This window comes from Bradyrhizobium tropiciagri (genome assembly GCF_018130505.1).
Taxonomy (GTDB): Bacteria; Pseudomonadota; Alphaproteobacteria; order Rhizobiales; family Xanthobacteraceae; genus Bradyrhizobium; species Bradyrhizobium tropiciagri_B.
Genome location: NZ_JAFCKH010000004.1, coordinates 517,058 through 538,850 on the forward strand (window position 1 = coordinate 517,058; position 21,793 = coordinate 538,850).

Annotated in this window: 18 protein-coding genes; 10 read left to right on the top strand and 8 right to left on the bottom strand. The window is 65.9% G+C overall.

The features are described from left to right. Positions 1 to 228 precede the first annotated feature (228 nt). From JQ633_RS13245 to mgtE, 5 genes are all read left to right on the top strand, one after another. Entirely contained in the window at positions 229 to 2,637 is a 2,409-nt protein-coding gene (locus tag JQ633_RS13245) for a sensor histidine kinase NtrY-like (protein WP_211985451.1), read from the top strand. Positions 2,638 to 2,655: 18 nt separating this feature from the next. Further along, positions 2,656 to 4,026, top strand: coding sequence for a sigma-54-dependent transcriptional regulator (locus tag JQ633_RS13250; RefSeq protein ID WP_211985452.1), 1,371 nt, complete (start codon positions 2,656 to 2,658; stop codon positions 4,024 to 4,026). A 391-nt stretch (positions 4,027 to 4,417) separates the two neighbouring features. Further along, on the top strand, positions 4,418 to 4,666 hold the full coding sequence (gene hfq / locus JQ633_RS13255; RefSeq protein WP_006020546.1) for an RNA chaperone Hfq: 249 nt from the start codon (positions 4,418 to 4,420) through the stop codon (positions 4,664 to 4,666). A gap of 11 nt (positions 4,667 to 4,677) precedes the next feature. Continuing rightward, positions 4,678 to 6,090, top strand: a complete 1,413-nt coding sequence (gene hflX, locus JQ633_RS13260) for a GTPase HflX (RefSeq protein WP_211985453.1) — start codon at positions 4,678 to 4,680, stop codon at positions 6,088 to 6,090. Between the two features lie 116 nt (positions 6,091 to 6,206). After that, complete coding sequence (gene mgtE / locus JQ633_RS13265; protein ID WP_211985454.1) at positions 6,207 to 7,577, top strand: magnesium transporter; 1,371 nt, start codon at positions 6,207 to 6,209, stop codon at positions 7,575 to 7,577. Positions 7,578 to 7,706: 129 nt separating this feature from the next. On the opposite strand, the gene mazG is transcribed toward mgtE, so the two are convergent. Then, a complete protein-coding gene (gene mazG / locus JQ633_RS13270; protein WP_211985455.1) occupies positions 7,707 to 8,561 on the bottom strand; it encodes a nucleoside triphosphate pyrophosphohydrolase in 855 nt (284 codons plus the stop codon). 129 nt (positions 8,562 to 8,690) lie between these two features. On the opposite strand from mazG, the gene queC reads away from it, so the two are divergent. After that, positions 8,691 to 9,419, top strand: coding sequence for a 7-cyano-7-deazaguanine synthase QueC (gene queC / locus JQ633_RS13275; protein ID WP_211985456.1), 729 nt, complete (start codon positions 8,691 to 8,693; stop codon positions 9,417 to 9,419). Positions 9,420 to 9,445: 26 nt separating this feature from the next. On the opposite strand, the gene JQ633_RS13280 is transcribed toward queC, so the two are convergent. The 4 genes from JQ633_RS13280 to nthA all read right to left on the bottom strand — a co-directional run bounded on the left by JQ633_RS13280 (position 9,446) and on the right by nthA (position 12,794). Continuing rightward, positions 9,446 to 10,624 carry a hypothetical protein gene (locus JQ633_RS13280; RefSeq protein WP_211985457.1) on the bottom strand — a complete coding sequence of 393 codons (1,179 nt, stop codon included), beginning with the start codon at positions 10,622 to 10,624 and terminating at the stop codon, positions 9,446 to 9,448. A 510-nt stretch (positions 10,625 to 11,134) separates the two neighbouring features. Continuing rightward, a complete protein-coding gene (locus JQ633_RS13285; protein WP_211985458.1) occupies positions 11,135 to 11,512 on the bottom strand; it encodes a nitrile hydratase accessory protein in 378 nt (125 codons plus the stop codon). Next, positions 11,512 to 12,171, bottom strand: coding sequence for a nitrile hydratase subunit beta (gene nthB, locus JQ633_RS13290; RefSeq protein WP_211985459.1), 660 nt, complete (start codon positions 12,169 to 12,171; stop codon positions 11,512 to 11,514). The genes JQ633_RS13285 and nthB overlap by 1 nt, the downstream gene beginning before the upstream one ends. Beyond that, positions 12,168 to 12,794 (bottom strand): nitrile hydratase subunit alpha, encoded by a 627-nt coding sequence (nthA, locus tag JQ633_RS13295; protein WP_211985460.1) that lies wholly within the window; start codon positions 12,792 to 12,794, stop codon positions 12,168 to 12,170. Before nthA ends, nthB begins: the two co-directional genes overlap by 4 nt. Positions 12,795 to 12,868: 74 nt before the next feature. Here nthA and JQ633_RS13300 point away from each other — a divergent pair, with 74 nt between their 5' ends. From JQ633_RS13300 to gspG, 3 genes are all read left to right on the top strand, one after another. Then, entirely contained in the window at positions 12,869 to 13,675 is an 807-nt protein-coding gene (locus JQ633_RS13300; RefSeq protein ID WP_211985461.1) for an enoyl-CoA hydratase/isomerase family protein, read from the top strand. A gap of 100 nt (positions 13,676 to 13,775) precedes the next feature. Then, positions 13,776 to 14,852: a S1/P1 nuclease gene (locus tag JQ633_RS13305; protein WP_211985462.1), complete on the top strand. Its 1,077-nt coding sequence runs from the start codon at positions 13,776 to 13,778 to the stop codon at positions 14,850 to 14,852. 175 nt (positions 14,853 to 15,027) lie between these two features. Continuing rightward, positions 15,028 to 15,516 (top strand): type II secretion system major pseudopilin GspG, encoded by a 489-nt coding sequence (gspG, locus tag JQ633_RS13310; RefSeq protein WP_211985463.1) that lies wholly within the window; start codon positions 15,028 to 15,030, stop codon positions 15,514 to 15,516. A 12-nt stretch (positions 15,517 to 15,528) separates the two neighbouring features. On the opposite strand, the gene JQ633_RS13315 is transcribed toward gspG, so the two are convergent. From JQ633_RS13315 to JQ633_RS13325, 3 genes are read right to left on the bottom strand one after another with little or no spacing between them, the layout of a single operon-like run. Beyond that, positions 15,529 to 16,176 (bottom strand): hypothetical protein, encoded by a 648-nt coding sequence (locus JQ633_RS13315; protein ID WP_211985464.1) that lies wholly within the window; start codon positions 16,174 to 16,176, stop codon positions 15,529 to 15,531. Positions 16,177 to 16,195: 19 nt separating this feature from the next. After that, positions 16,196 to 18,553 (bottom strand): type II secretion system secretin GspD, encoded by a 2,358-nt coding sequence (gene gspD / locus JQ633_RS13320; RefSeq protein ID WP_349631557.1) that lies wholly within the window; start codon positions 18,551 to 18,553, stop codon positions 16,196 to 16,198. 52 nt (positions 18,554 to 18,605) lie between these two features. Further along, the gene (locus tag JQ633_RS13325; RefSeq protein WP_211985466.1) at positions 18,606 to 20,753 is read right to left on the bottom strand and encodes a hypothetical protein; all 2,148 of its coding nucleotides are present in this window, start codon (positions 20,751 to 20,753) and stop codon (positions 18,606 to 18,608) included. Positions 20,754 to 21,096: 343 nt separating this feature from the next. Between JQ633_RS13325 and JQ633_RS13330 the strand changes: the two genes are divergently transcribed. Continuing rightward, on the top strand, positions 21,097 to 21,609 hold the full coding sequence (locus JQ633_RS13330) for a hypothetical protein (protein ID WP_211985467.1): 513 nt from the start codon (positions 21,097 to 21,099) through the stop codon (positions 21,607 to 21,609). Positions 21,610 to 21,793: the final 184 nt, after the last annotated feature.

A 21,793-nucleotide genomic window follows, 5' to 3' on the forward strand; every position in this document is an offset into this window, starting at 1 on the left:
TTTCCGCCCGTCATTCCGGGGTACCTCCAAGAGGCTGCCTCGGGTGCGCGGCTGCGCGTCGCAGAACTTATTGAATTTATTGTTGAAATCCCTTTGACCGACAGTCTTGGGGACACGGCGCCGCATCGGGCCTTTGCGCCGCGGAAATGTCGCAATTCGGCAACATTGTGATATGATTGCATCAGTTCGCAATTCCCGCGGGCGAAAGCACTCAGCTCAATTGCCGGTATGACCAGCGCAGAGACCACGGCCGCAACGATCGACACGTCACCTGCCGAACCCGACGGCTTCGCCCTGCGAAAGTGGCTGGCGCCGTTCGCGGCGGCGATCGCGCTGCTGTCGGCCTTCCTGACCTTCGTCGTGCTGAGCGGCCTGACCCCGATCGCGCCGACCAAGCACGTCGTCTATTCCTTCCTCCTGATCAACGCGGCCACCATCCTGCTGCTGGTCGGGATCATCGCCCGCGAGGTCTGGAAGGTGATCCAGGCCCGCCGCCGCGGGCGGGCGGCCGCGAGACTCCATGTCCAGATCGTCAGCCTGTTCTCGATCATTGCCGTGCTGCCGGCCGTGCTGGTCGCGGTGGTGGCCAATGTCACGCTGGACCGCGGCCTCGACCGGCTGTTCTCCGGGCCCACCCGCGAGGCGATCCAGAACTCGCTGAGCGTCGCCCGGGCCTATACCTACGAGCACGCCCAGCTGATCAATGGCGACATCCTCGCGATGGCCAGCGACCTTTCCAACGCGCGGCCGCTGTACGATCAGGATCGGCGCTCGTTCAAGGAATACCTGACCGCCAGCGCCGCCGCGCGCGACCTGCCGGGCGCGATGCTGCTCAACAAGGACAGTGTGGTCGTCGAGACCGCCGATACCGGGATCACGCAGTCCTTCGTGACGCCGCCGAAGGAGCTGCTCGACGATGTCGGCGAGCAGAAGCCGGAGATCTCGGTGTTTCCCGAGGAGAACTACGTCGCGGCCGTGGTCCGGCTGCGCGGCTTCGACAATGTCTTCCTCTACGTCGCCCGTCTGCTCGATCCGCGCGTCATCAGCCAGTTGAAGCAGACCCAGGCCTCGGTCGCCGAATATGCCCAGACAGAGTCGCGCCGGCTCGGTATCCAGGTCACCTTCGCGCTGATGTTCGCGGTGATCGCGCTGACCATCCTGATGGCCTCGGTGCTGATCGGACTCAATTTCGCCAACTGGCTGGTCGAGCCGATCCGCAACATCATGAGCGCGGCGAACAAGGTCTCGACCGGCGACCTGCATGTGCAGGTGCCCGAGGTGAAGTCCGAGGGCGATCTCGCCCAGCTCGGGCACACCTTCAACAAGATGACGCAGGAGCTGCGCACCCAGCGCGACGAGCTCGTCAACGCCAGCGAGCTGATCGATAGCCGCCGGCGCTTCATCGAGGCGGTGCTGTCCTCGGCGAGCGCCGGCATCATCGGCGTCGATGCCTCCGGCAGCGTCGGCATCCTCAACCGCTCGGCCGAAAAGCTGATCGGCCACGCCGAGTCAGAGACGCTGGACCATCCGCTGTCGGACGTGCTGCCCGAGCTCGACGAGATGATGAAGACCGCGCGGGAAGGCACCCAGCGGCTGGTGCAGGGCCAGGTCACGATCAACCGCGACGGCCATGAGCGCAATCTGTCGGTGCGGATCTCGGCCGAGCAGACCAGCCAGTCGCGCGACAGCTACATCATCACGCTCGACGACATCACCGAACTGGTCTCCGCGCAGCGCACCTCGGCCTGGGGCGACGTCGCCCGCCGCATCGCGCACGAGATCAAGAATCCGCTGACCCCGATCCAGCTCTCCGCCGAGCGCATCAAGCGGCGGTTCGGCAAGACCATCACCGAAGAGAAGGACAAGTCGATCTTCGACCAGTGCACCGACACCATCGTGCGCCAGGTCGACGACATCAGGCGCATGGTCGACGAGTTCGCGCGCTTCGCGCGGATGCCGAAACCCGTGATGGAAGGCGAGGACGTCGCCGACGTGGTGCGCCAGGCGGTGTTCCTGATGAAGGTCGCCAATCCCGATCTCGACATCGAGGCCGACATCAAGCAGGACCCGCTGCCCGCGCAGTTCGACCGCCGGCTGATCTCGCAGGCGCTGACCAACATCATCAAGAACGCCACCGAGGCGATCGAGCAGGTACCGCCGGAAGAGCTCGGCAAGGGCCGCATCGACGTCGTCGCCCAGCGCGAGAATGACGACATTCTGATCGACGTCGTCGACAACGGCATCGGCCTGCCGAAGGTCGCCCGCGCGCGGTTGCTCGAGCCCTATGTCACGACCCGCGCCAAGGGCACCGGTCTCGGCCTCGCGATCGTCGGCCGGGTGCTCGAAGACCATGGCGGCCGCATCGAGCTGAAGGATGCATCCGATTTCCGCGAGGGCCAGCGCGGTGCCTGGATGCGGCTACGATTCGCCGTGTCGGGCCAGGCGGCCAAATCCGAGGGCCAGGCTGCGAGGCCCGAGGAACACGCTGCAAAGCCTGAGAATAACGCGTCCGCGCCGGAGGCGAAGGCGGCTTCGGCCGGTCAGGACGCTGAAAAAAATCCGCCGGGGGAGCCGACCGGCGACCCGGCTGACACGACCAACAATGAACCAAAAATCAAAGCCGCGACGGGCAATTGACAAGGCAGGTGTAACCCCATGGCAAGCGACATTCTGATTGTCGATGACGAGGCTGATATTCGCGACCTCGTTGCGGGCATCCTGGACGACGAGGGCTTTTCCACCCGCACCGCGCGCGACAGCGACTCGGCGCTCGCCGAGATCGCCAACCGCCGCCCGCATCTGGTGTTCCTCGACATCTGGCTGCAGGGCTCCAAGCTCGACGGCCTGCAACTGCTCGAGCAGATCAAGAAGGACAATGCCGACCTGCCGGTCGTGATGATTTCCGGCCACGGCAACATCGAGACCGCGGTCGCCGCGATCAAGCGCGGCGCCTACGACTTCATCGAGAAGCCGTTCAAGTCCGACCGCCTGATCCTGGTGGCGACGCGGGCGCTGGAGACCTCGCGGCTGAAGCGCGAGGTGAAGGAGCTCAAGCAACTGGCTCCGGCGGCGAGCGTGCTGACCGGCCGCTCGGCCTGCATGAACCAGCTGCGCCAGACCATCGACCGCGCCGCCAAGGCCAACAGCCGCATCCTGATCGTCGGGCCCGCCGGCGCCGGCAAGGAGCTCGCCGCGCGCACGCTGCACATCGCCTCGGCGCGTGCCGAGGGACCGTTCGTGGTGATCAACGCCGCCGCGATCACGCCGGAGCGGATGGAGCTCGAACTGTTCGGCGTCGAGGGCGCCAACGGCGAGCAGCAGCGCAAGCCCGGCGCGCTCGAAGAGGCGCATGGCGGCACGCTGTTCATCGACGAGATCGCCGACATGCCGCGCGAGACCCAGAACAAGATCCTGCGCGTGCTGGTCGACCAGACCTTCCAGCGCCAGGGCGGCACCGCCAAGGTGCATGTCGACGTCCGCATCATCTCGTCCACCGCGCGCAATCTCGAGGAGGAGATCGCCGCCGGCCGCTTCCGTGAGGATCTCTATCACCGGCTCTCGGTGGTGCCGATCCGGGTGCCGCCGCTATCGGAGCGGCGCGAGGACATCCCCGAGCTGATCGACTATTTCATGGATCAGATCTCGGCCGCGACCGGCCTGCCGAAGCGCCAGATCGGGCAGGACGCGATGGCCGTGCTGCAGTCGCATGTCTGGCCCGGCAACGTCCGCCAGCTCCGCAACAATGTCGAGCGCGTGATGATCCTCGCCGGCGGCGGGCCGGAGGCGATCATCACCGCGGACATGCTGCCGCAGGACGTCGGCTCGATGGTTCCGGCGATGCCGACCTCGAGCAATGGCGAGCACATCATGGGCCTGCCGCTGCGCGAGGCGCGCGAGGTGTTCGAGCGCGACTATCTGATCGCCCAGATCAGCCGCTTCTCCGGCAACATCTCGCGCACCGCGGAGTTCGTCGGCATGGAGCGATCGGCGCTGCATCGCAAGCTGAAGGCGCTGGGGGTCGGCTGACCATCAGGCCGGCGAGGCGGGCAGGGCGACGTCGCCGGTTTCGCGGCCGACTGCACGTAATCGGGCATAAGGACCGGCGACTCCTGGCAGCGTTTTTGGCGGTCGTTTTCGACGGAGGCGCCGGTGCGGCGCGGATGGCGGGACAACCGGGGATTTATCCACTTCGGACGAGAATAATCGTCTCTTTCCCCGGACTTTCTTAGAATTGCCACCGTGTTCCTACCGACTGCGCCGCGAACCGGCTTGCCTAATACGCGCGCGTAGCCTCTAATCCTACCGCTACACCTGCCAGAGGGGGATCTCAGGGCAGGCGGGCAGCCGGAGAAGGGCTCCGTGAGAGGGTCACGACCGGTTTTAATAATAAGAAGCACAAGCTTGCGGGACAAAAACAATGGCGGCAGACCGCGCACAAAATCTACAAGACACCTTCCTTAATCACGTTCGTAAAACCAAAACACCACTGACGATATTTCTGGTCAACGGAGTGAAACTACAGGGCATTGTCACCTGGTTCGACAATTTCTGTTTGCTGCTCCGGCGCGACGGTCATTCGCAGCTCGTCTACAAGCACGCGATCTCGACCATCATGCCTGGCGCTCCGATCCAGCTGTTCGAAGGCGGTGAGGACGCACCTGCTTGAGAGTGAACTGATTGGAACCCTTCAACCGTGAAGGGGGCGCCGACCGTCCCAAGTCTCTACCTGGGTCGGCAAGTGACAACAGCACCGGGTGGGTGATCGTCATCGGCCCGTATCTGCGTACGCGCCGCGGCGACGGCGATGCGCAAACGGAATCCTCTGTCCGCGATTATGAAGCGCGGATCGAGGAGGCCGCCGGTCTCGCGCGCGCCATCGACCTCACCGTCATCGAGACCGTCGTCGCGACCATCAGCCAGATCCGTCCCGCGACCTATCTCGGCAAGGGCAAGGTCGAGGAGATCACCGGCCTCGTCGCCGGCAACCATATCGAGCTGGTGGTGATGGATTGCGCGCTGTCGCCGATCCAGCAGCGCAATCTCGAGAAGGCCTGGAGCACCAAGGTGCTCGACCGCACCGGCCTGATCCTGGAAATCTTCGGCCGCCGCGCCAAGACCAAGGAGGGCGCGCTGCAGGTCGAACTCGCCCATCTCAACTACCAGCGCAGCCGTCTGGTGCGGTCCTGGACCCACCTCGAACGCCAGCGCGGCGGCTTCGGCTTCATGGGCGGCCCCGGCGAGACCCAGATCGAGGCCGACCGCCGCCTGATCGGCGACCGCATCACGCGGCTCGAGGGGGAGCTGAAGAAGGTGCAGGCGACGCGGCGGCTGCATCGCGCCGGCCGCCAGCGCGTGCCGTATCGCGTGGTGGCGCTGGTCGGCTACACCAATGCCGGCAAGTCGACGCTGTTCAATCGCCTGACGCGCGCCGATGTGCAGGCCGCCGACATGCTCTTTGCGACGTTGGACCCCACATTGCGCGCGCTCAACCTGCCGCATGGCGGCAAGGCGATGCTGTCGGACACCGTCGGCTTCATCTCCAATCTGCCGACCCAGCTCGTCGCCGCCTTCCGCGCCACGCTGGAGGAGGTGCTGGAAGCCGACATCATCCTGCATGTCCGCGACATCTCGCATGAAGATGCCGAGGCGCAGGAACGCGACGTCGACGCGGTGCTGCGCCAGCTCGGGATCGATCCCGATGCCGATGGCGGTCAGCGCATCATCGAGGTCTGGAACAAGATCGACCGTTTCGATGCCGAGGAGCGGGACAATCTGCGCAACATCGCCGCGCGGCGACCGCCGGAGCGGCCGTGCTTTCTGGTCTCCGCCGTATCGGGCGAGGGAATCGGCGAACTGCTCAGTGCGATCGAGGATCGCCTCGCGACCAAGCGCACGACGCTCAACCTCTCGATCGATGCTGCCGACGGCGCCGGCATCAGCTGGCTGCATCGCAATGCCGAGGTGCTCAACAAGGAGCTGCACGGCGAGCGCTTCGACATGACGGTCCGCGTCGACGAGACCAAGCGCGACATCGTGATGAGCCGGTTCGACGCCGTTCCCGGTGGGGCCTCGCAATCTCCGGAAATATGACGAAGCCGTGACGCGAGCTTGCGGCGTCGCGCCTGCGGCGCGCCGTCGCACTTTCCGTTTGAAATCTCCGCCGCCTTGGTTCATTGCGCTGCAGAACGCAAAGCCGAGGCCGACCGATGCAGGACACCAGCGAAACCATCACCAACGAGACGCTCGCCGGCCAGAACGGCGACCTCGCCCATGAGCGGGCGCCGGAAATCGTCGAGGCCCTCAATGCGCAGGAGCCCGTGGAGGCCGCAAAGCTGCTGCGGTCATTGCCGCACGAGCGCGCAATCGAGGTGCTCGATCTGCCGGGCCTCGACAACACCTGCGAGATCCTGGCCGAGCTGCCGACCGACACCGCGGTGTCGCTGCTGTCGGGCGTCTCCGACGACCGCGCCGCCGACATCTTCAAGGAGCTGATCGAGCCGCTACGCACCACGCTGCTGAACGGCCTCAATCCGGAGACCCGCGCCGTCATCTCGGGCCTGCTCGCCTATCCCGAGCGCAGCGCCGGCTCGATCATGACCACCGAGTTCGTCAGCGTGCCCGCGACCTGGACCATCGCAGAGGTGCTGCACCACATCCGCATGGTCGAGCGCACCCGCGAGACCGTCTATTCGATCTTCGTCACCGATCCCGTGAAGAAGACGCTGATCCAGGCGGTGCCGCTGCGTCGTCTGATCTCCGGCGATCCGCATGCCAATGTGCTGACCGCAGCTCCCGCGCGCAAGCCGCTGATGATCGCGCCGGAGGCCGACCGCATGGAGGCGGCGCGGCTGATCTCGCGTTACGACCTGCTCGCGGTCGCCGTGGTCGATGGTCCCGGCCATATCCTCGGCATCGTCACGGTCGACGATGTCATCGACGCCATCGTCGAGGAATCGACCGAGGACGCCCAGAAATTCGGCGGCATGGAAGCGATCGACGAGCCTTATCTGCGGATCGGTTTTGGCGAGATGATCAAGAAGCGCGCCGGCTGGCTGTGCGCGCTGTTTCTGTCGGAAATGCTGACCGCGACCGCGATGCAGTCGTATCAGAGCGAGCTCGAGAAGGCGATCGTCCTGACGCTGTTCATCCCGCTGATCATGAGCTCCGGCGGCAACTCCGGCTCGCAGGCGACCTCACTGCTGATCCGTTCGCTCGCATTGCATGAGGTGCGGCTGCGCGACTGGTGGCGCGTCGCCATGCGCGAGCTGCCGACCGGCATCGTGCTCGGCGCCATCCTCGGCCTGATCGGCATCGTCAGGATCACGCTGTGGCAGACGCTTGGCCTGTTCGATTACGGCCCGCATTGGGTGCTGGTGGCCGCCACCGTCGGCGCGGCCCTGGTCGGCATCGTCACCTTCGGATCGGTGTGCGGATCGATGCTGCCCTTCATCCTCAAGCGCATCGGCTTCGACCCGGCCAGCGCCTCCGCACCGTTCGTCGCAACGCTGGTCGACGTCACAGGTCTCGTGATCTATTTCGGTGTCGCGGCGGTGATCCTGCGCGGGACGCTGTTGTAGACTACGCTGCAACCCACAAACACACCGTCGTCCCGGCGAAGGCCGGGACCCATAACCACAGGCCTCAATTGTTGAGCTCGGTAGCAGTTCCGCATGCACGCGGGACTGGCACCGCCACCAACCGATAGATCACGCGGTATGGGTCCCGGCCTTCGCCGGGACGACAGCGATGTTTGCGGTTTTTGCCTCGTTCCACAGTGCGTCCATCTCTTCGAGTGATGCTGCTTCGAGCGAGCGCCCCTTCGCCGCCAGTGCCTTCTCGATATACCCAAATCGCCGCTCGAATTTCGCATTCGTCGCGCGTAGCGCCGTCTCCGGATCGGCGCCGACATGGCGCGCGAGGTTGACCAGCGCGAACATCAGGTCGCCGGTTTCCTCCGCGATCTCCTGCTTGTCGTCGCGGTCGAGCGCGGCTTCGATCTCGTCGGCTTCCTCGCGGATCTTGGCCAGCACCGCACGCGGGTCGTTCCAGTCGAAGCCGACGGTCGAGGCCTTGCGCTGCAATTCCATCGCGCGCGTCAGCGCGGGGAGGCCGGCCTTCACGCTCGCCAGCAGCGATTTGTGCGCGGTGTCCTCAGCCGGTCGCCGCGCGGCGCGCTCGGCCTTCTCCTCGGCCTTGATGCGCTCCCAGGCGCTCTTGACGCCGGCGGGCTGGATGTTGCCGTCCTTGTCGGCAAAGACATGCGGATGACGGCGGATCATCTTCCTTGTGATCGCCTCGACCACGTCGCCGAACGCGAACGCGTTCTGCTCCTCGGCCATGCGGGCGTGATAGACCACCTGCAGCAGGAGGTCGCCGAGCTCCTCGCGCAGATCGTCGAGATCGCCGCGCGTGATCGCGTCCGCCACCTCATAGGCCTCCTCGATCGTGTAAGGCACGATGGTCGAGAAATTCTGTTCGAGGTCCCAGGGGCAACCGGTCACCGGCGTGCGCAGCGCGGCCATGATCTCGATCAGGCGGGAGATGTCGCGGGAAGGGGTCATGGATGCACCGGAGCGTGAAGGGTACTGGTCTTATGCCAAATCGGGCCGGCCGATCCCAGCCGGAGCCCCTGAAATCGCCGTGATGTCCACCGATTGGCCGCGACGCGCAGGGATGGTAAAGCGCGTTCCATGACCGATCAGACCAATTCCGACACCGCACTGGTGCTGTTTTCCGGCGGCCAGGATTCCACCACCTGCCTCGCATGGGCGCTGTCGCGCTTCGCCCGCGTCGAAATGCTCGGCTTTTCCTATGGCCAGCGCCACGCGATCGAGCTCGACTGCCGCGACCGGCTGCTGGACGGGATCAGGCAGATGCGGCCGGACTGGGCGACAAGGCTCGCCGACAGCCACACGCTGGCGATCCCGACACTGTCCGAGATCTCCGACACCGCGCTGACCCGCGACGTCGCGATCGAGATGGGCGCGGATGGCCTGCCGAACACCTTCGTGCCCGGCCGCAATCTCGTGTTCCTGACCTTCGCCGCGGCGCTGGCCTACCGGCGCGGCATCCGCCACATCATCGGCGGCATGTGCGAGACCGATTACTCCGGCTATCCGGACTGCCGCGACGAGACCATCAAGGCGCTGCAGTCGGCGCTCAACCTCGGCATGGCGAAGACCTTCGAACTGCACACGCCGCTGATGTGGCTCGACAAGGCCGCGACCTGGCGGCTCGCGCATGAGCTCGGTGGGGCGGAGCTGGTCGACCTGATCCGCGAGCACTCCCACACCTGCTATCTCGGCGAACGCGGCGCGCAGCACGATTGGGGCTACGGTTGCGGTGAATGCCCGGCATGCAGCCTGCGGGCCAAGGGCTGGCGCGAATACGTCGCGCAGGGCGTTCGCGCCAGCCACTGATCTCGCCGCTATCCGGATCGCACGCGCTAGATCACGAAGTCTGTCGCATGCAGGTCCGCGGTATGGACGCCCTGCAGCGTAATCGTATCGCTGGCCGTCAGATGGATCACGGCGTTGCCTGCGCTGTCGTCGCTGATCAGGCTCTTCAGCGCGGTCCAGTCCGCGAACCCGTAATCGTGCACGTTGATCAGATCGTGCTCGGCCGCGGTGCTGCCGACCGCCTTGTTGCCCTGATTGAAATCGTGGACCAGATCCTGGCCCGAGCCCTTGTCGAACACGAAGATGTCGTTGTTCGGTCCGCCCCACATCTCGTCATTGCCGCCTTCGCCGTTCAGGATGTCCCTGCCGCCGGTGATCGAACCGGGCGTCGCGGGATTGTACTGTATGGCATCGCCGACGACGTAGTCGGCGTACGATCCGCCCGTGACGATGTCATTGCCGCCATGCGCGCTGCCCGACATGGTCCAGGCATCGCCGACGAGCGTGAAGGATTCCCAGTTCTCGTGGCCGCTGAGATCGACGACGGTGAGGACGTCGTTGCCGCCACGGGCATCTCCCGCGAGTTCACCCGCATCGCCGTACAGAGCTCCACCCCCGTTCTGGGCATCGCTCCCGATGGTGAAGGTGAGGGTGTCGTTACCGCCCTGCGCGTGATCGGTCATGCCGAGGGCATCGCCGTACAGCCCCGCGGAGCCGTCCTGGTTGGCCTGGAACGCGAGCAGCGTGTCGTTGCCGCCATGGGCGTCGCCGGTCATGGTGCCGCCGTCCCCGACCAACCCGTTGGATGACCTGCCGCCGAACACACCGATGACGGTGTCGTTGCCGCCCTGGGCATGGTCGGACATCGCGCCTTCGGTGTCGCCATAAAGCGAAAAGCCGTTGCGCACCGAGTTCGTGCTGTCGCCGGTCACCGTGTCGTTGCCGCCTTTCGCATAGCCCGACATCGATTGCGCATCACCGTCGACGATCACGGTATTGAGCGAGGCTTCGATGTGCACCGTCAGCGTGTCGTTGCCGCCCAGGGAATGATCCGAGAGGGCTGCGGTATCGCCGATCAGGTTGACGAAGGTCATGCCCTCGGTGCCCACCGTGATGGTGTCGTTGCCGCCATGTGCATTGGCCGGGAAATCGGGATCGCCGAACAGGGTTTCGAAACTGATGCTCGGGAGATTCAGCGTGATGGTGTCGTCAGGCAAACGGTGCATGGCGGGAACTCCATTTCATTTGCGGAAAGCGAAGACAAAGCAATAGCGTCTACGAAACACGGTCACCGCGCTTCGATGATCAAAGCTACTTCGGGTTGATGACGGAGATTTGCCGAGAACTGGACTTGATTGCGACCGCGGCGCGGCGTCTTCGGTGAGTGCGCGTGCGGATCAAAGGCGAGGGCAATTCAACTATCGAGATGGCGATGCCGCGTCACCACCCACACTGTCATCGCCCGGCTTGACCGGGCGATCCAGTACGCCGCGGCTCCTCGATTCAAGCACTGCTGCCTCTGGAATACTGGATCACCCGGTCAAGCCGGGTGATGACACCGCGTTGTTTGGTGGACGATTGTGCAACATCTCGCTGTCGCCCCTTCGAAAGCAGGGACCCATAACCACGAATGTCGATTGTTGCGCGATGCTGGAACGACGAGTCCCGCCTGCAACATCCGCCGCGGCGTATTGGTCCTGCTTTCGCAGGGACGACAGCGGAGAGTGCAGTGCGCGCTACTCGAAATCTGCCGGTGTCAGCTCGATCGGCTTGCCGTGCGGGGTGCGGTCGGCGGCGTGATCCCAGGCGTTGCGATAGCGGTTCAGCGTCTCGGCCGTCGTCACGCCCTTGGCGGCGACGAGATGTTCCAGCGTTGCGAGCCAATGCAGGTAATAGGTCTCGCCGGTATCGGGATCGCCGGCGGCCTGCGCGCGCTTGATCTGGTCGGCCAGTGCTGCGGCCCATTCCGGCCACGTAAACACGCCGCGCTCATGCAGCGTCAGCGCCATGGCGAAGGCCTGCGCTTCCCAAGGTGCGCGGAACACCGGGCCGTCGTCGTCGCGCGGAATGCTGGAGACGGCGCTGGTGGCGCGCGCGGCCGCGGACGCGTCCATCACGCCGGTTCCAGATACGGCTCGAACGCGTCGATCGAGACCTTGATGGTCGGGTCGGCGTCCGGTCCCCACAGCTCGCGGCCGTCGAACACGACGGTGTACAGCCATTGCGGGTTCTCGCCGGCGTCGTTGGCGACCGTATCGGGATAGACGTGGCAGCCATGATCGCGCTCGACCACGCCGACATGGCCGCGAACGTAACGCGGCAGCCGCGTGTGGGTGGCGGGATGGATATTCTTTGCGCGCACGCGATCGCCGGCCTTGAATTTCGCAGCCGCCGGCGCGGTGCGGCCGAACTTGCCGCGCGCCATCACGCGCTCGACATCGGCGACGGCGAACGGGCCGCGCTTCAGCGGCTTTGCCGGTATCACGGCGTGTCCGGCGGCGACATCCTCCTTGCCGATATAGCCCTTGGCGAGCAGCAGGTCCTCGAGCCCGAGCAGCCACTTCTTGTAGTAGGAGCTCGACAGATAGACGTGCGGCGGCAGGCTCTCGCGATAGAACCGCGAGGCGTCGATGTTGAAGGCGCCGGCCGCGCCCATCGCGCGCACCATCGCCAGCACCCGCGATTCCCACTCCTCGTGGAACATCGGCTCGTTCGGCTCCGGCTCGACCTTGCCGAACCCGTCCATGCCGCCCATGTCGTGGACACCGTTCATGACGGCGCTCCCGGCGTCTTCGGCAATCCGGTGCCGATCATGGAATCGCGCGTCACGAGGTCGGCGAGCTGGTCCTCGCTCCAGCCTTCGGTGCCGGAGGGCCGCATCGGCAGCACCAGGAAGCGGGTCTCGGCAGTCGAATCCCACACGCGAATTTCAGTCTCCTTCGGCAGGCTGACGCCGAAATCCGCCAGCACGCCGCGCGGATCCTTGACTGCGCGCGAACGATACGGCGCCGCCTTGTACCAGACCGGCGGCAGTCCGAGCATTTCCCAAGGGTAACAGGAGCACAACGTACAGACGACCATGTTGTGCCGATCGGGCGTGTTCTCGACCGCGACCAGGTGATCGCCGACGCGGCTGACATGGCCGAGCGTGCCGACCGCCTTGGTGGCGTCGTCGAGCAGCGCCTGCCTGAAGGCCGGATCGCTCCATGCCTTGGCGACGACGCGGGCGCCGTTGTGCGGGCCGATCCTGGTCTCATAGGCCTGCACGATGGCATCGAGCGCCGCCGGATCGAAATAGCCCTTTTCGCTCAGGATCGATTCCAGCGCGCGGACCCGCAGCTCCATTTCCGACAGCTCGGAATGGTCGTGATCGTGGTGGTGGTCATGTTCGCTCATGGGGGCAGGATAGGCGAACAGGCCGTGCTATGTCGAGGCAAGGAGTACACAACAATGCGAGCGGGGAGGTATGCATGACCGGCTATGTGACGATCGAGAGGGGCCTCGGGCCGGAGGGACGCATTGCGGTAGTGCGGTTCGACCGCGGCGACGGCATCAACGCGCTGTCGCCGGAGGCACTGCGGCAACTGACGGATGCGGCTCGCAGTTTCGAGGACGACGGCGGAACCTCCGTCGTCGTGCTAACCGGCGGCGCCAAATCGTTCAGCGCCGGCTTCGACCTCAAGGATGCTGAGGGACGCGCACGCCGAACCATGGACATGGGCACACTGCGCCGGCACCTCAAGCTCGGGCCGCGCCTGACGCGCGCCTGGCAGGAGATGGAGCAGGTCACGATCGGCGCGATCGAGGGCTTTTGCGTCGGCGGCGGCGTGGCGCTCGCCGTCGCCCTCGATTTCCGCGTCATGGCACGCGATGCTCATATGCGGGTGCCCGAGACCGGGCTCGGCATGAACATGAGCTGGCAGAGCGTACCGCGCATGCTGCACCTGATGGGGCCGGCCCGCACCAAGCAGGCCGTCATCCTGGCCGATGACCGGATTTCGGCCGCGGACGCCTACGAATGGGGCCTGGTCGAGCAGGTAACTGACCCCGGCAAGTCCTATGAGGCTGCGATGGCCCTGGCGGCCAAGGTCGCCGCGCAGCCGCCGATCTCGGTCGCGATGACCAAGCTGACGGTCAATCGGCTGGCGCATGCGCTGGACGATCTGGCCGGCCATATGGACCTCGACCAGTTCGCGCTGGCGAGCCTGACCGACGATCACAAGGAGGGCGTTGCGGCATTCCTCGAACGGCGCAAGCCGCGCTTCAGGGGGCGCTGACAGGATTTGGCCATGGACCCGGCCGCGGCCGCCCTGTCGCATGGTTGCCGCTTACAATGGGTACAACCATGATACGTGTCGCCGATTAGCGGGGTGTATCATGATGAGAACCGTCATTGCCTTGGGCTGGCTTGTCGCCGTAACGCTCAGCCCGACTGCGGCCTCCGCCTGGGGTTATCAGGGGCACCGGGTCGTCGGCGCCATCGCGGACCGGCTGCTCACGCCCGCTGCGAAAGCCCAGGTGCAGCAGATCCTCAACGAGGGCGACACGCGCGGCATCGACCTGCGCAAGGCGGCGCCGTGGCTCGATTGCGTGAAGAGCGTGGTCCGGCACGATGACGGCCGCTTCCACTATGAGGTCGATCCCGATCATCTCGAATACGAGGTGCCGTGCACGCCGTTCAACGCGGCGCGGGAGCGGGCGCGGATGGTGGATTACGTCGGCCGCAACTGGTCGACCTGCTCCTACACGCCCGATGGCTTCGAGCGCGGCTGCCACAACACGTTCCACTTCGCCGATGTTGCAATCCAGCGCGACAGTTTCGACCGCAATTTCCAGGGCACCAATCCGCACGACCTGGTCGCAACAATCAGCGCGGCCATCGCGGTGCTGCAGGGCAAGCCGATCCCGCCGCCGTTCCCGTTCTCGATCAAGGACAAGAAGGAAGCGTTGCTGCTGCTCGCGCATCTGATGGGCGATCTGCACCAGCCGCTGCATATCGGCTCGGTCTATCTCGATCCCGACGGCCGGCTGGTCGATCCAGACGTGGCGCACAAGATCGAGCCGGAGACCGAAACGATCGGCGGCAATGCGATCCAGGACGGTGTCGCGGTCTCGTTTCAGACGCTCAACCTGCACCATGAATGGGACGACATCCCAACCGATCTCGGCGATGCCGCCACCAGCGAGCTCGTCGATGCCGCGAAGGCGGTGCCGCCGAGCCCGGGCCTGCCGGAGGCCTGGCCGGTCGCCTGGGCAACCGACACGCTGCTGGTCGCCCATGATGCTTTCAAGGGTCTTGGCTTCAAGCCGACGTCGCCGCCGGCGCAGAACAAATGGATCGTCACGTTCGACAATCACATGGACTATCTGCAGACGTCCGACGCGATCAAGCGCAAGCAGCTCGCCAAGGGCGGCGCGCGCCTCGCGGAACTGCTCAATGCGATCTGGCAATGAGGCCTTCTTAGATAGACAATCGGCACGCGCCAGATGCGCAGAAAAGAAATCAAATAAATCAATTGTCGCGGCAGCGGCGAGGCCTATTGTTCAACCAGACGATGCGATGCCGCCTCGGCCCGCGGCAAGGACTCGTACCCTGTAACTCATTGGGTATAGCAATGAGGATGCAACAATGACATCGAAGCAAATCTGCATCGCTCTTGCGCGGCGTTTCGCGCCGAGTGGAGCGCGGCACAGCGAGCAGGGGTTCACGCTCGTCGAAATGCTCGTCGTCATCGCCATCATCGGCCTGATCATGGGATTGGTCGGTCCGCGTGTGCTCAGCTATCTCAGCGAGTCCAAGGTCAAGGCGGCCCGGATCCAGATGCAGAGCTTCTCGAGCGCGCTCGATCTCTTCAGCCTCGACACCGGCCGTTACCCGTCGAGCGCCGAGGGGCTCGCCGCGCTCGTTCAGCGGACGTCGGGTGTCGCCAGCTGGAACGGTCCCTACCTGAAGGGTGGTGTGGTTCCGAACGACCCGTGGAGCCATCCTTACGTCTATCGCGCGCCCGGCGATCGCGGGCCCTACGACATCCTCTCCTACGGCTCCGATGGTCAGGAGGGCGGCAGTGGCACCGCGCAGGACATCTCGCTGGACAAGATGAGCGCCAGCAACCAGTAAGGTCAGACTGCGCTATCTTCTTTTCGTTCCCGATTGCATGCCGGAAAGCCATTGCGCGTCCGGCGATGTTGGCGGAGCGCGATGTTCCGGCCGGCCGGTCATGATCGTGCCCATGGCGCGCAGATCGTCGGGCGTCAGCCACGCGATCTCGTGGGCGTGGGTCGTCACCATCTGTGCGATGATGCGCGGCGGCACGCCGAACCCGCTGGCGACGCGCGCCATGGCGATGGTCGCCTCCCTGGTCTGCGCGGTTTCATGGCCGAATTTGTCCGAGACGCCGTGGACGCCGATCGCCGCCTCGTAGCTTGCGAACTTCTCGTTGCCGGCGGCGAACACGATGAAGCATGCCGAGGCGCAGCGCGATCCCGCCGCGACGATGGTCGGCAGCTTCGCCCTGCGGATCAGGGCCGCGAGCTTGACGGCCTCGGCGAGGCTGCCGCCGGGTGAATCGAGCCGCACGGCCGAGATCAGCCGATCAGCGTCGTTCGCGGTCTTGATCAGTGCCTCGGCCGCCTCGGTGTCGCCCTCGGCGACGTCGCCGCCGAGCGCGATGATGGTGACGTCATCAGCCATGGTCACGCTGCTCAGCTCGGCGGCGGTCGCGGCCGTGCTGACGACCGACGCCGCCAGCAGCCTCAGGATGGACGAGAGCATCCTCATCGGCGGCTCGCTCCGCTTCTCACTTGCGCGCCAGCGGCGCCGGCGCGTCGAAGGTTGTCGGCGCACGCCGCATGCTGTCGAGCCGCTCGCGGAACTCGTCGGCGACCACCTGGGCGTCGTGGGCGTTGCGCACCAGCTTGGTGGTGACAAACACGATGATCTCCGAGCGGGTCTTGCTGTCGCTCTTTTGGCTGAGCAGGTCGCCGAGATATTTGATCTGGTTGAGGCCGGGCAGTCCGGCCACCGTGCGTTCGTCGTCCTCCTTGATCAATCCGCCGAGCAGCACGGTCTGCCCGCTGCTGGTGCCGACGGTCGAATGGATGCGCCGCTGCGAGATGGTGGGCGTCAGGTTCTGTGCGCTGGCGCCGCCCGGATTGACGACGTTTGAGACTTCCTGCTCGATCTCGAGCTCGATCGAGCCATTCGGATGCACGTGCGGCAGCACTTTCAGGATGATGCCGGTGTTCTGCCGGCTGATGCTGCTCACCACGTTGAGGCCGGTGACGGTGCTGCCGGTCGAGATCGGCACCTGGTCGCCGACCTCGAGGATCGCCGGTTCGTTGTCGGCGACCACGAGGGAGGGTGCTGAAAGCACCTTGACGCTGGTCAGGGTGGACAATGCGTTCAGCACCAGCTTGGGATTGGCTTCGGCGCCGAGCAGCAGGTTGAAGCCGGGCAGCACGCGCGCGAGCAGGGAGGTCTGCGCGGCAGACTGCGCGACACCGAACAGGCCGACCGATCCCTTGTCGGGGCCCGCCCCGGCATTGGCGCTGGTCAGATAGGCCTGCACGCCATATTGCAACTGGTCGGTCAGCGTGACCTCGGCGACCATGGCGTCGACGGCGACCTGCAATCGCGGCCGGTCGAGCTGCTCCAGCGCGCGCTCGATCACGAGATAGTCTTCCTGGTTGGAATAGACCATCACCGAGTTAGTCGACTTGTCGGCCGTGATGCGGACATTCTGGAACACGCCGCGCGGGAGGCTTCCCTGACCGGGGCCGTTGCCCGCGCTCGCCGTGTCCTGGTCGTCGTCCTTGCGGTCGGCAAATCCGACCTGGGTCTTGCCGCTGCTGCCGGCATTGCCCGAGTTGTCGGTTCCGCCCTGGGTGGGCGTGCCCGAAGTGTTGTTGCTGCTGCTACTGCTGCTGGTGAGCGTGCCGCTGCCGAGCGAGTCGAGCCGCGAGGTCGCTCCGCTTTGTCCGGGCGCGGTCGGGCTGGTCTGGCTGTCCTGCGCAGACTGCGAGGAGCGGCCGACGAACATCTCGTTGAGGATGCGCGCGATGCTGCGCGCGTTGCCGAAGCGCAGGCTGTAGACCCGCACCGTCGTGCCGGTCGGATCGGAACGGTCGAGCCGCCGCACCCATTGGGTGGCGCGCTCCAGCACCTTGCTGTTCTTGCTCACCGCGAGCACCGCATTCATGCGCGACACCGGCTGGAACTTGATCACGCCCTGTCCCTGGCCGCCCTCGGCGGTGTCGAACACCTTCTCGAGCTCGCGGATCATGGTGTCGGGCGCGGTCGACTTCAGTGGATAGAGCGCGACCGACTGGCTGCGCAGCCACTCGACATCGAGCGTGCCGATCACGCCGAGCGCGGCCTGGCGCTCGGAGGCGGTGCCCTGGATCAACAGCACGTTGCGGGCCTGGTCGACGCGGACGGCGCCGGGCCGCGACAGGAAGCTCTCCGCCGTCTTGGCGATCGCCGCGGCGGACACGTAGCGCAGCGGGACGATCGAGACGCCGTAGCCGGGCTGCCCCGCGCCGACCGCCGAAGCGCCGGCGCCTGCGGCTTCCGGCAGCGGCACGATGCGGACCAGATTGTTCTCGCGCAGCACCGCCGCGTTCAGGATCCGCAGCACGTTCTCGAAGATCGGCAGCACGTCCTTGCGCGGGATCCGCTGCGCCGAGGCCAGCGTGATCGTGCCCTGCACGCGCGGATCGATCACGTAGTTCAGGCCAAGCCCGTCGCCGAGCACGGATTTCACCACCGTCGGCAGATCGGCATTGTCGAAATTCAGCTCGACGCCGTCCTCGCCGACCACGTCGCCGTCGACCGCGGTCGCAACGCGCGTCGTTGCTGTCGTGCCGGCGGTGCGCGACGTCGGTTCCGGCACTGGTGCCTGATCGACGCCGGGATACACCATGGGCTGCGCCGCGCGGGCAGGCGCCGTCGCGCCGGACGTACCGCCGACCGGGCCGGTCCAACGCGCGCGCAGATCCGCGTCGCGGATCGGATCGGTGACCTGGTCGCGGCCGGGCAGGTCGATACTCTTGTCCATCATGCAGCCGCCGAGCAGGTTGCCGATGGCAAGCCATGCGCCGGCCGCGGCAGCGAGCTTTGCCGCACGCGAGACGCGGTAACATTCCGGAAGTTGCACGATAGTTCTCCCTTCGCTTGGCGGGCAGGCGCTCGCGCCGGCAGTCCTGTCGTCACCGCGCATCGCTTGCTGCCTTCCAGCGACGATCAGCGGGCGTCAGGCTGCTGCCGGCGAGATTTTCAACCTCACTGACCAGCGCTCCGGCGCGGCCGATCAGCGCGTGGGCATAGGCCGGGTTGATCGGCCGTTGTGCGAAGGCCGCGCCGTTCAGCTGCGCGTACATCTCGCGCGCCAGCGCATCGCGTCGCGCGGTGATCGCGCCGATGGTGGCGAGATAACGTTCGTAACCGGCGTCGCTGCCCCTGACGGCCTGGGTCGCCAGCGCAAGGCTGTTGCGGGCGAGCTGCCCGAGCGGATCGTTGAGTGTCCTGGTGGCGCGCGCCAGCGCGGCATAGGTGTCGGGATCGACCGCGATCGCGCCCGGCAGTGCTCCGGGTTCGAGCGCGTCCACCAGCACAACGCCGTCGTGGACGTAGCGGTCGCTCAGCCCCAGCAGTGCCAGCAGGGTGGGGCGCAGATCCGCATGATTGGAAACGATGTCGGCTGTCTCACCGCGGCGGCGAATGCCCGGGCCGGCGATGCCGAACCAGCTGCCGGCGAGAATCTGCGGGATGTCGCCGCGCATCCAAGCCACCTCGGGATCGACCGCGATGCAGGCCGGCGGCGCGGCGCAATCGGCGCGGCTTGCCGCGGTCCGGTTGAGGTAGTCGGGGTCGCCGAACATGATGACATGCGGCGTGCGCGCGGGGCTGGCCGTGACGAGATGCATCAGCTGCATCTGGGCGCGATCCGCGAGCATCGACGTCAGGCGGTCGGTCTTGCCGGTCACCGGATTGAGGGCGGTGAGCTTGCCGATGTCCTGCGCCAGGATGCGGGTCAGTGGATCGGTCGGCGATGGATTGCCGTGGATGTAGAACGGCGGCGCGTTGCCGGGCTGCACATCGAAGGTGGTGACGTTGCGGCGCTCGGCCGCGAGCAGCCGGTCGATCGCAAGACCGATAGCGCCGGCCTGCCCGTAGCTGCAGGGCACCGTACGGCCGTCGCATGCGGCCGGGTTCGGCGGTCCTCCGACAAAGCGGTCGGCACCCGTCGAGACGACGATGAACAGCGTGTTGCGCGTGGTGATCCCGCTTGCCGCAAGCCGGTCGATGAAGCTCTTGAACGCCGCATCGTCGGCGGCGAGCCGTGCGACATGATCGCGCTCACCGGGGCCGAACGCGCGGCGGCGTGCGGCCGCGGCAGATGGAACGTGAGCGTTGCCGATCCCGACATAGACCACGGGTACGCCGGCCTCCAGCATCGCAGCCGCGTAGCCGAGCGACTGGCTTGCCGTCGTCGCAGTTGCACCGGGGAAGCCTGGTCGACCTGTTTCATCGCGGATGATTTCGCCGCCAAGATCTTTCAGCGGACCGCCGGGCGAGATCACCGGCTGGATATGGCGATTGCCGAACAGCGCGCTGTAGCCGGCATAGCCGCCGGGCTCATCAGGCAACAGATCGGACCGCGCGTGGGCGTTACTGCACAGTGCACTGCCGCGCGCGCAATGAATGGCGATGCCGAACCAGTCCGCCCGCGCCTTGAGCGGGTCACCGGCCGCAACGCGCGCGTCGGAAGCGCCGAGGGTACTTGCAACGTCGACGCTGTCCTGCAGCGTCAGGCCCGTCATTGCGTAGGCACCGACATCGCAACCCGCGACCGTGAACGGCACCCACGGGGCCGGCACGGTCCGGTCGGTGTCGGTCAGCATCAGCGGCCTGCCATCGGCATTGATGGCGGTCCAGTACGCGAAGGCGCTGGCGAACCCGACGCTGCCATCGCTGCGGAACGTGGCGCTGCTGCCGAGCGGCACCCCCATGCGGTCGCCATACAGCCCGGTCAGGATGGTGAGGGCGTCGGTCGCCGTCTGCGCCAATGGCGATATCTGATGATTGCTGCCGATGATCCCGTCGTGGGTGAGGAACTCGCGCAGATGCGGCATCTGCTCGAGATCGGACGGCACATTGGGGGTGTCGCGGCGCAGGTGCAAATTGTCGAGCTGGATCTGAACCACGCGTGTGCTCGTACCGCCGCGCGAACGCAACTCGCATGCGGCCAGCGCCTGACCGGAGCCCGTGCTGCACGCCAAGATGCAAACCAGGACCAGGAACAGGACGCCGCGCAACAGCGGCACGAGGCCGGCAGGGATGCAACTCGAACGCATGACACCACGTCGTCGATATCGATGTATTTCGTCTCGTTGATCTTCGGTGTCGATTCAGCCGCGGCGTCGGCGGGATGCGTCCATCGCAGCGCGCGGACTGTGTGCGGCTTCGATGACGTCGTCGTAACAACGGCCGCGGCAAGGCGCATGGCGACGATGTGTGGTTGTGATTCGTCTTCACAGATTTGACGCATACACCATGCGATGCGCGGTATTTTGCATCACGCGTCACGGGCAGGCTTGCAACGCGTGCGCGCCCGGCGCAGGTTGATCGTCGCACGCGCGGATGACGATCGATCGACGCTGGTGCAAATCGATGCAAAGAGACACGTGGACAGGAACCATGTCGATCGCATTGCAAGTGCTGATGGTCGTTGTGCTTTGCCTGTGTGCGCCGTTTGCTCGCGCAGCGGAGACGTCGGACAACGATGAGGCGGCCGTCAACAATCCGGTGGAGCTGCAGTCGCTGCAGCAGTTGAATGCGACCAAGGACAAGCCGCTGTTCACGCCGACGCGGCGGCCGCCGCCGAAGCCGGTGGCGCCGGTGGCGCGGCAGGAACCGCCGCCGCCACCTGCACCGCCGCCGAGCGTGGTGGTGCTCGGCATCGTCAGCGAGAATGGCAGCGGCCGCGCGGCGATCCGCGCCGCGGGCACGAGCGACAAGGTGCTGCGGGTGCGCGCCGGCGACGATGTCGGCGGCTGGAAGGTGGAGCGGGTCGAGTCGCGCCGCCTGGTTCTTACCCAGGGCGAACGGTCGGTGGATTTTGCGATGTTCGGCGGCGGCGCTAAGCCGACGAAGCCGACAAAATCCGCCGAGCGTCGCATGCCGCGGCTCAAGGTGGTCGCGCCCGACTGAATTGTCGTTGCGTTTCAGACGCTTGCGCCAGATGTCGCCGACGGCCCGGCGAAACCTAAAGTTTAGCTGCAGCTTGAAGTTTTTTTGCCGGATCGCTTCGCGTTAGCCCGTCCCAAACTGTCTTAGGGAATAGGAGAGGTGTCCCGAGTTGTCGGGCGTGTCCGTCTGGGGCAGGCGGGCACGC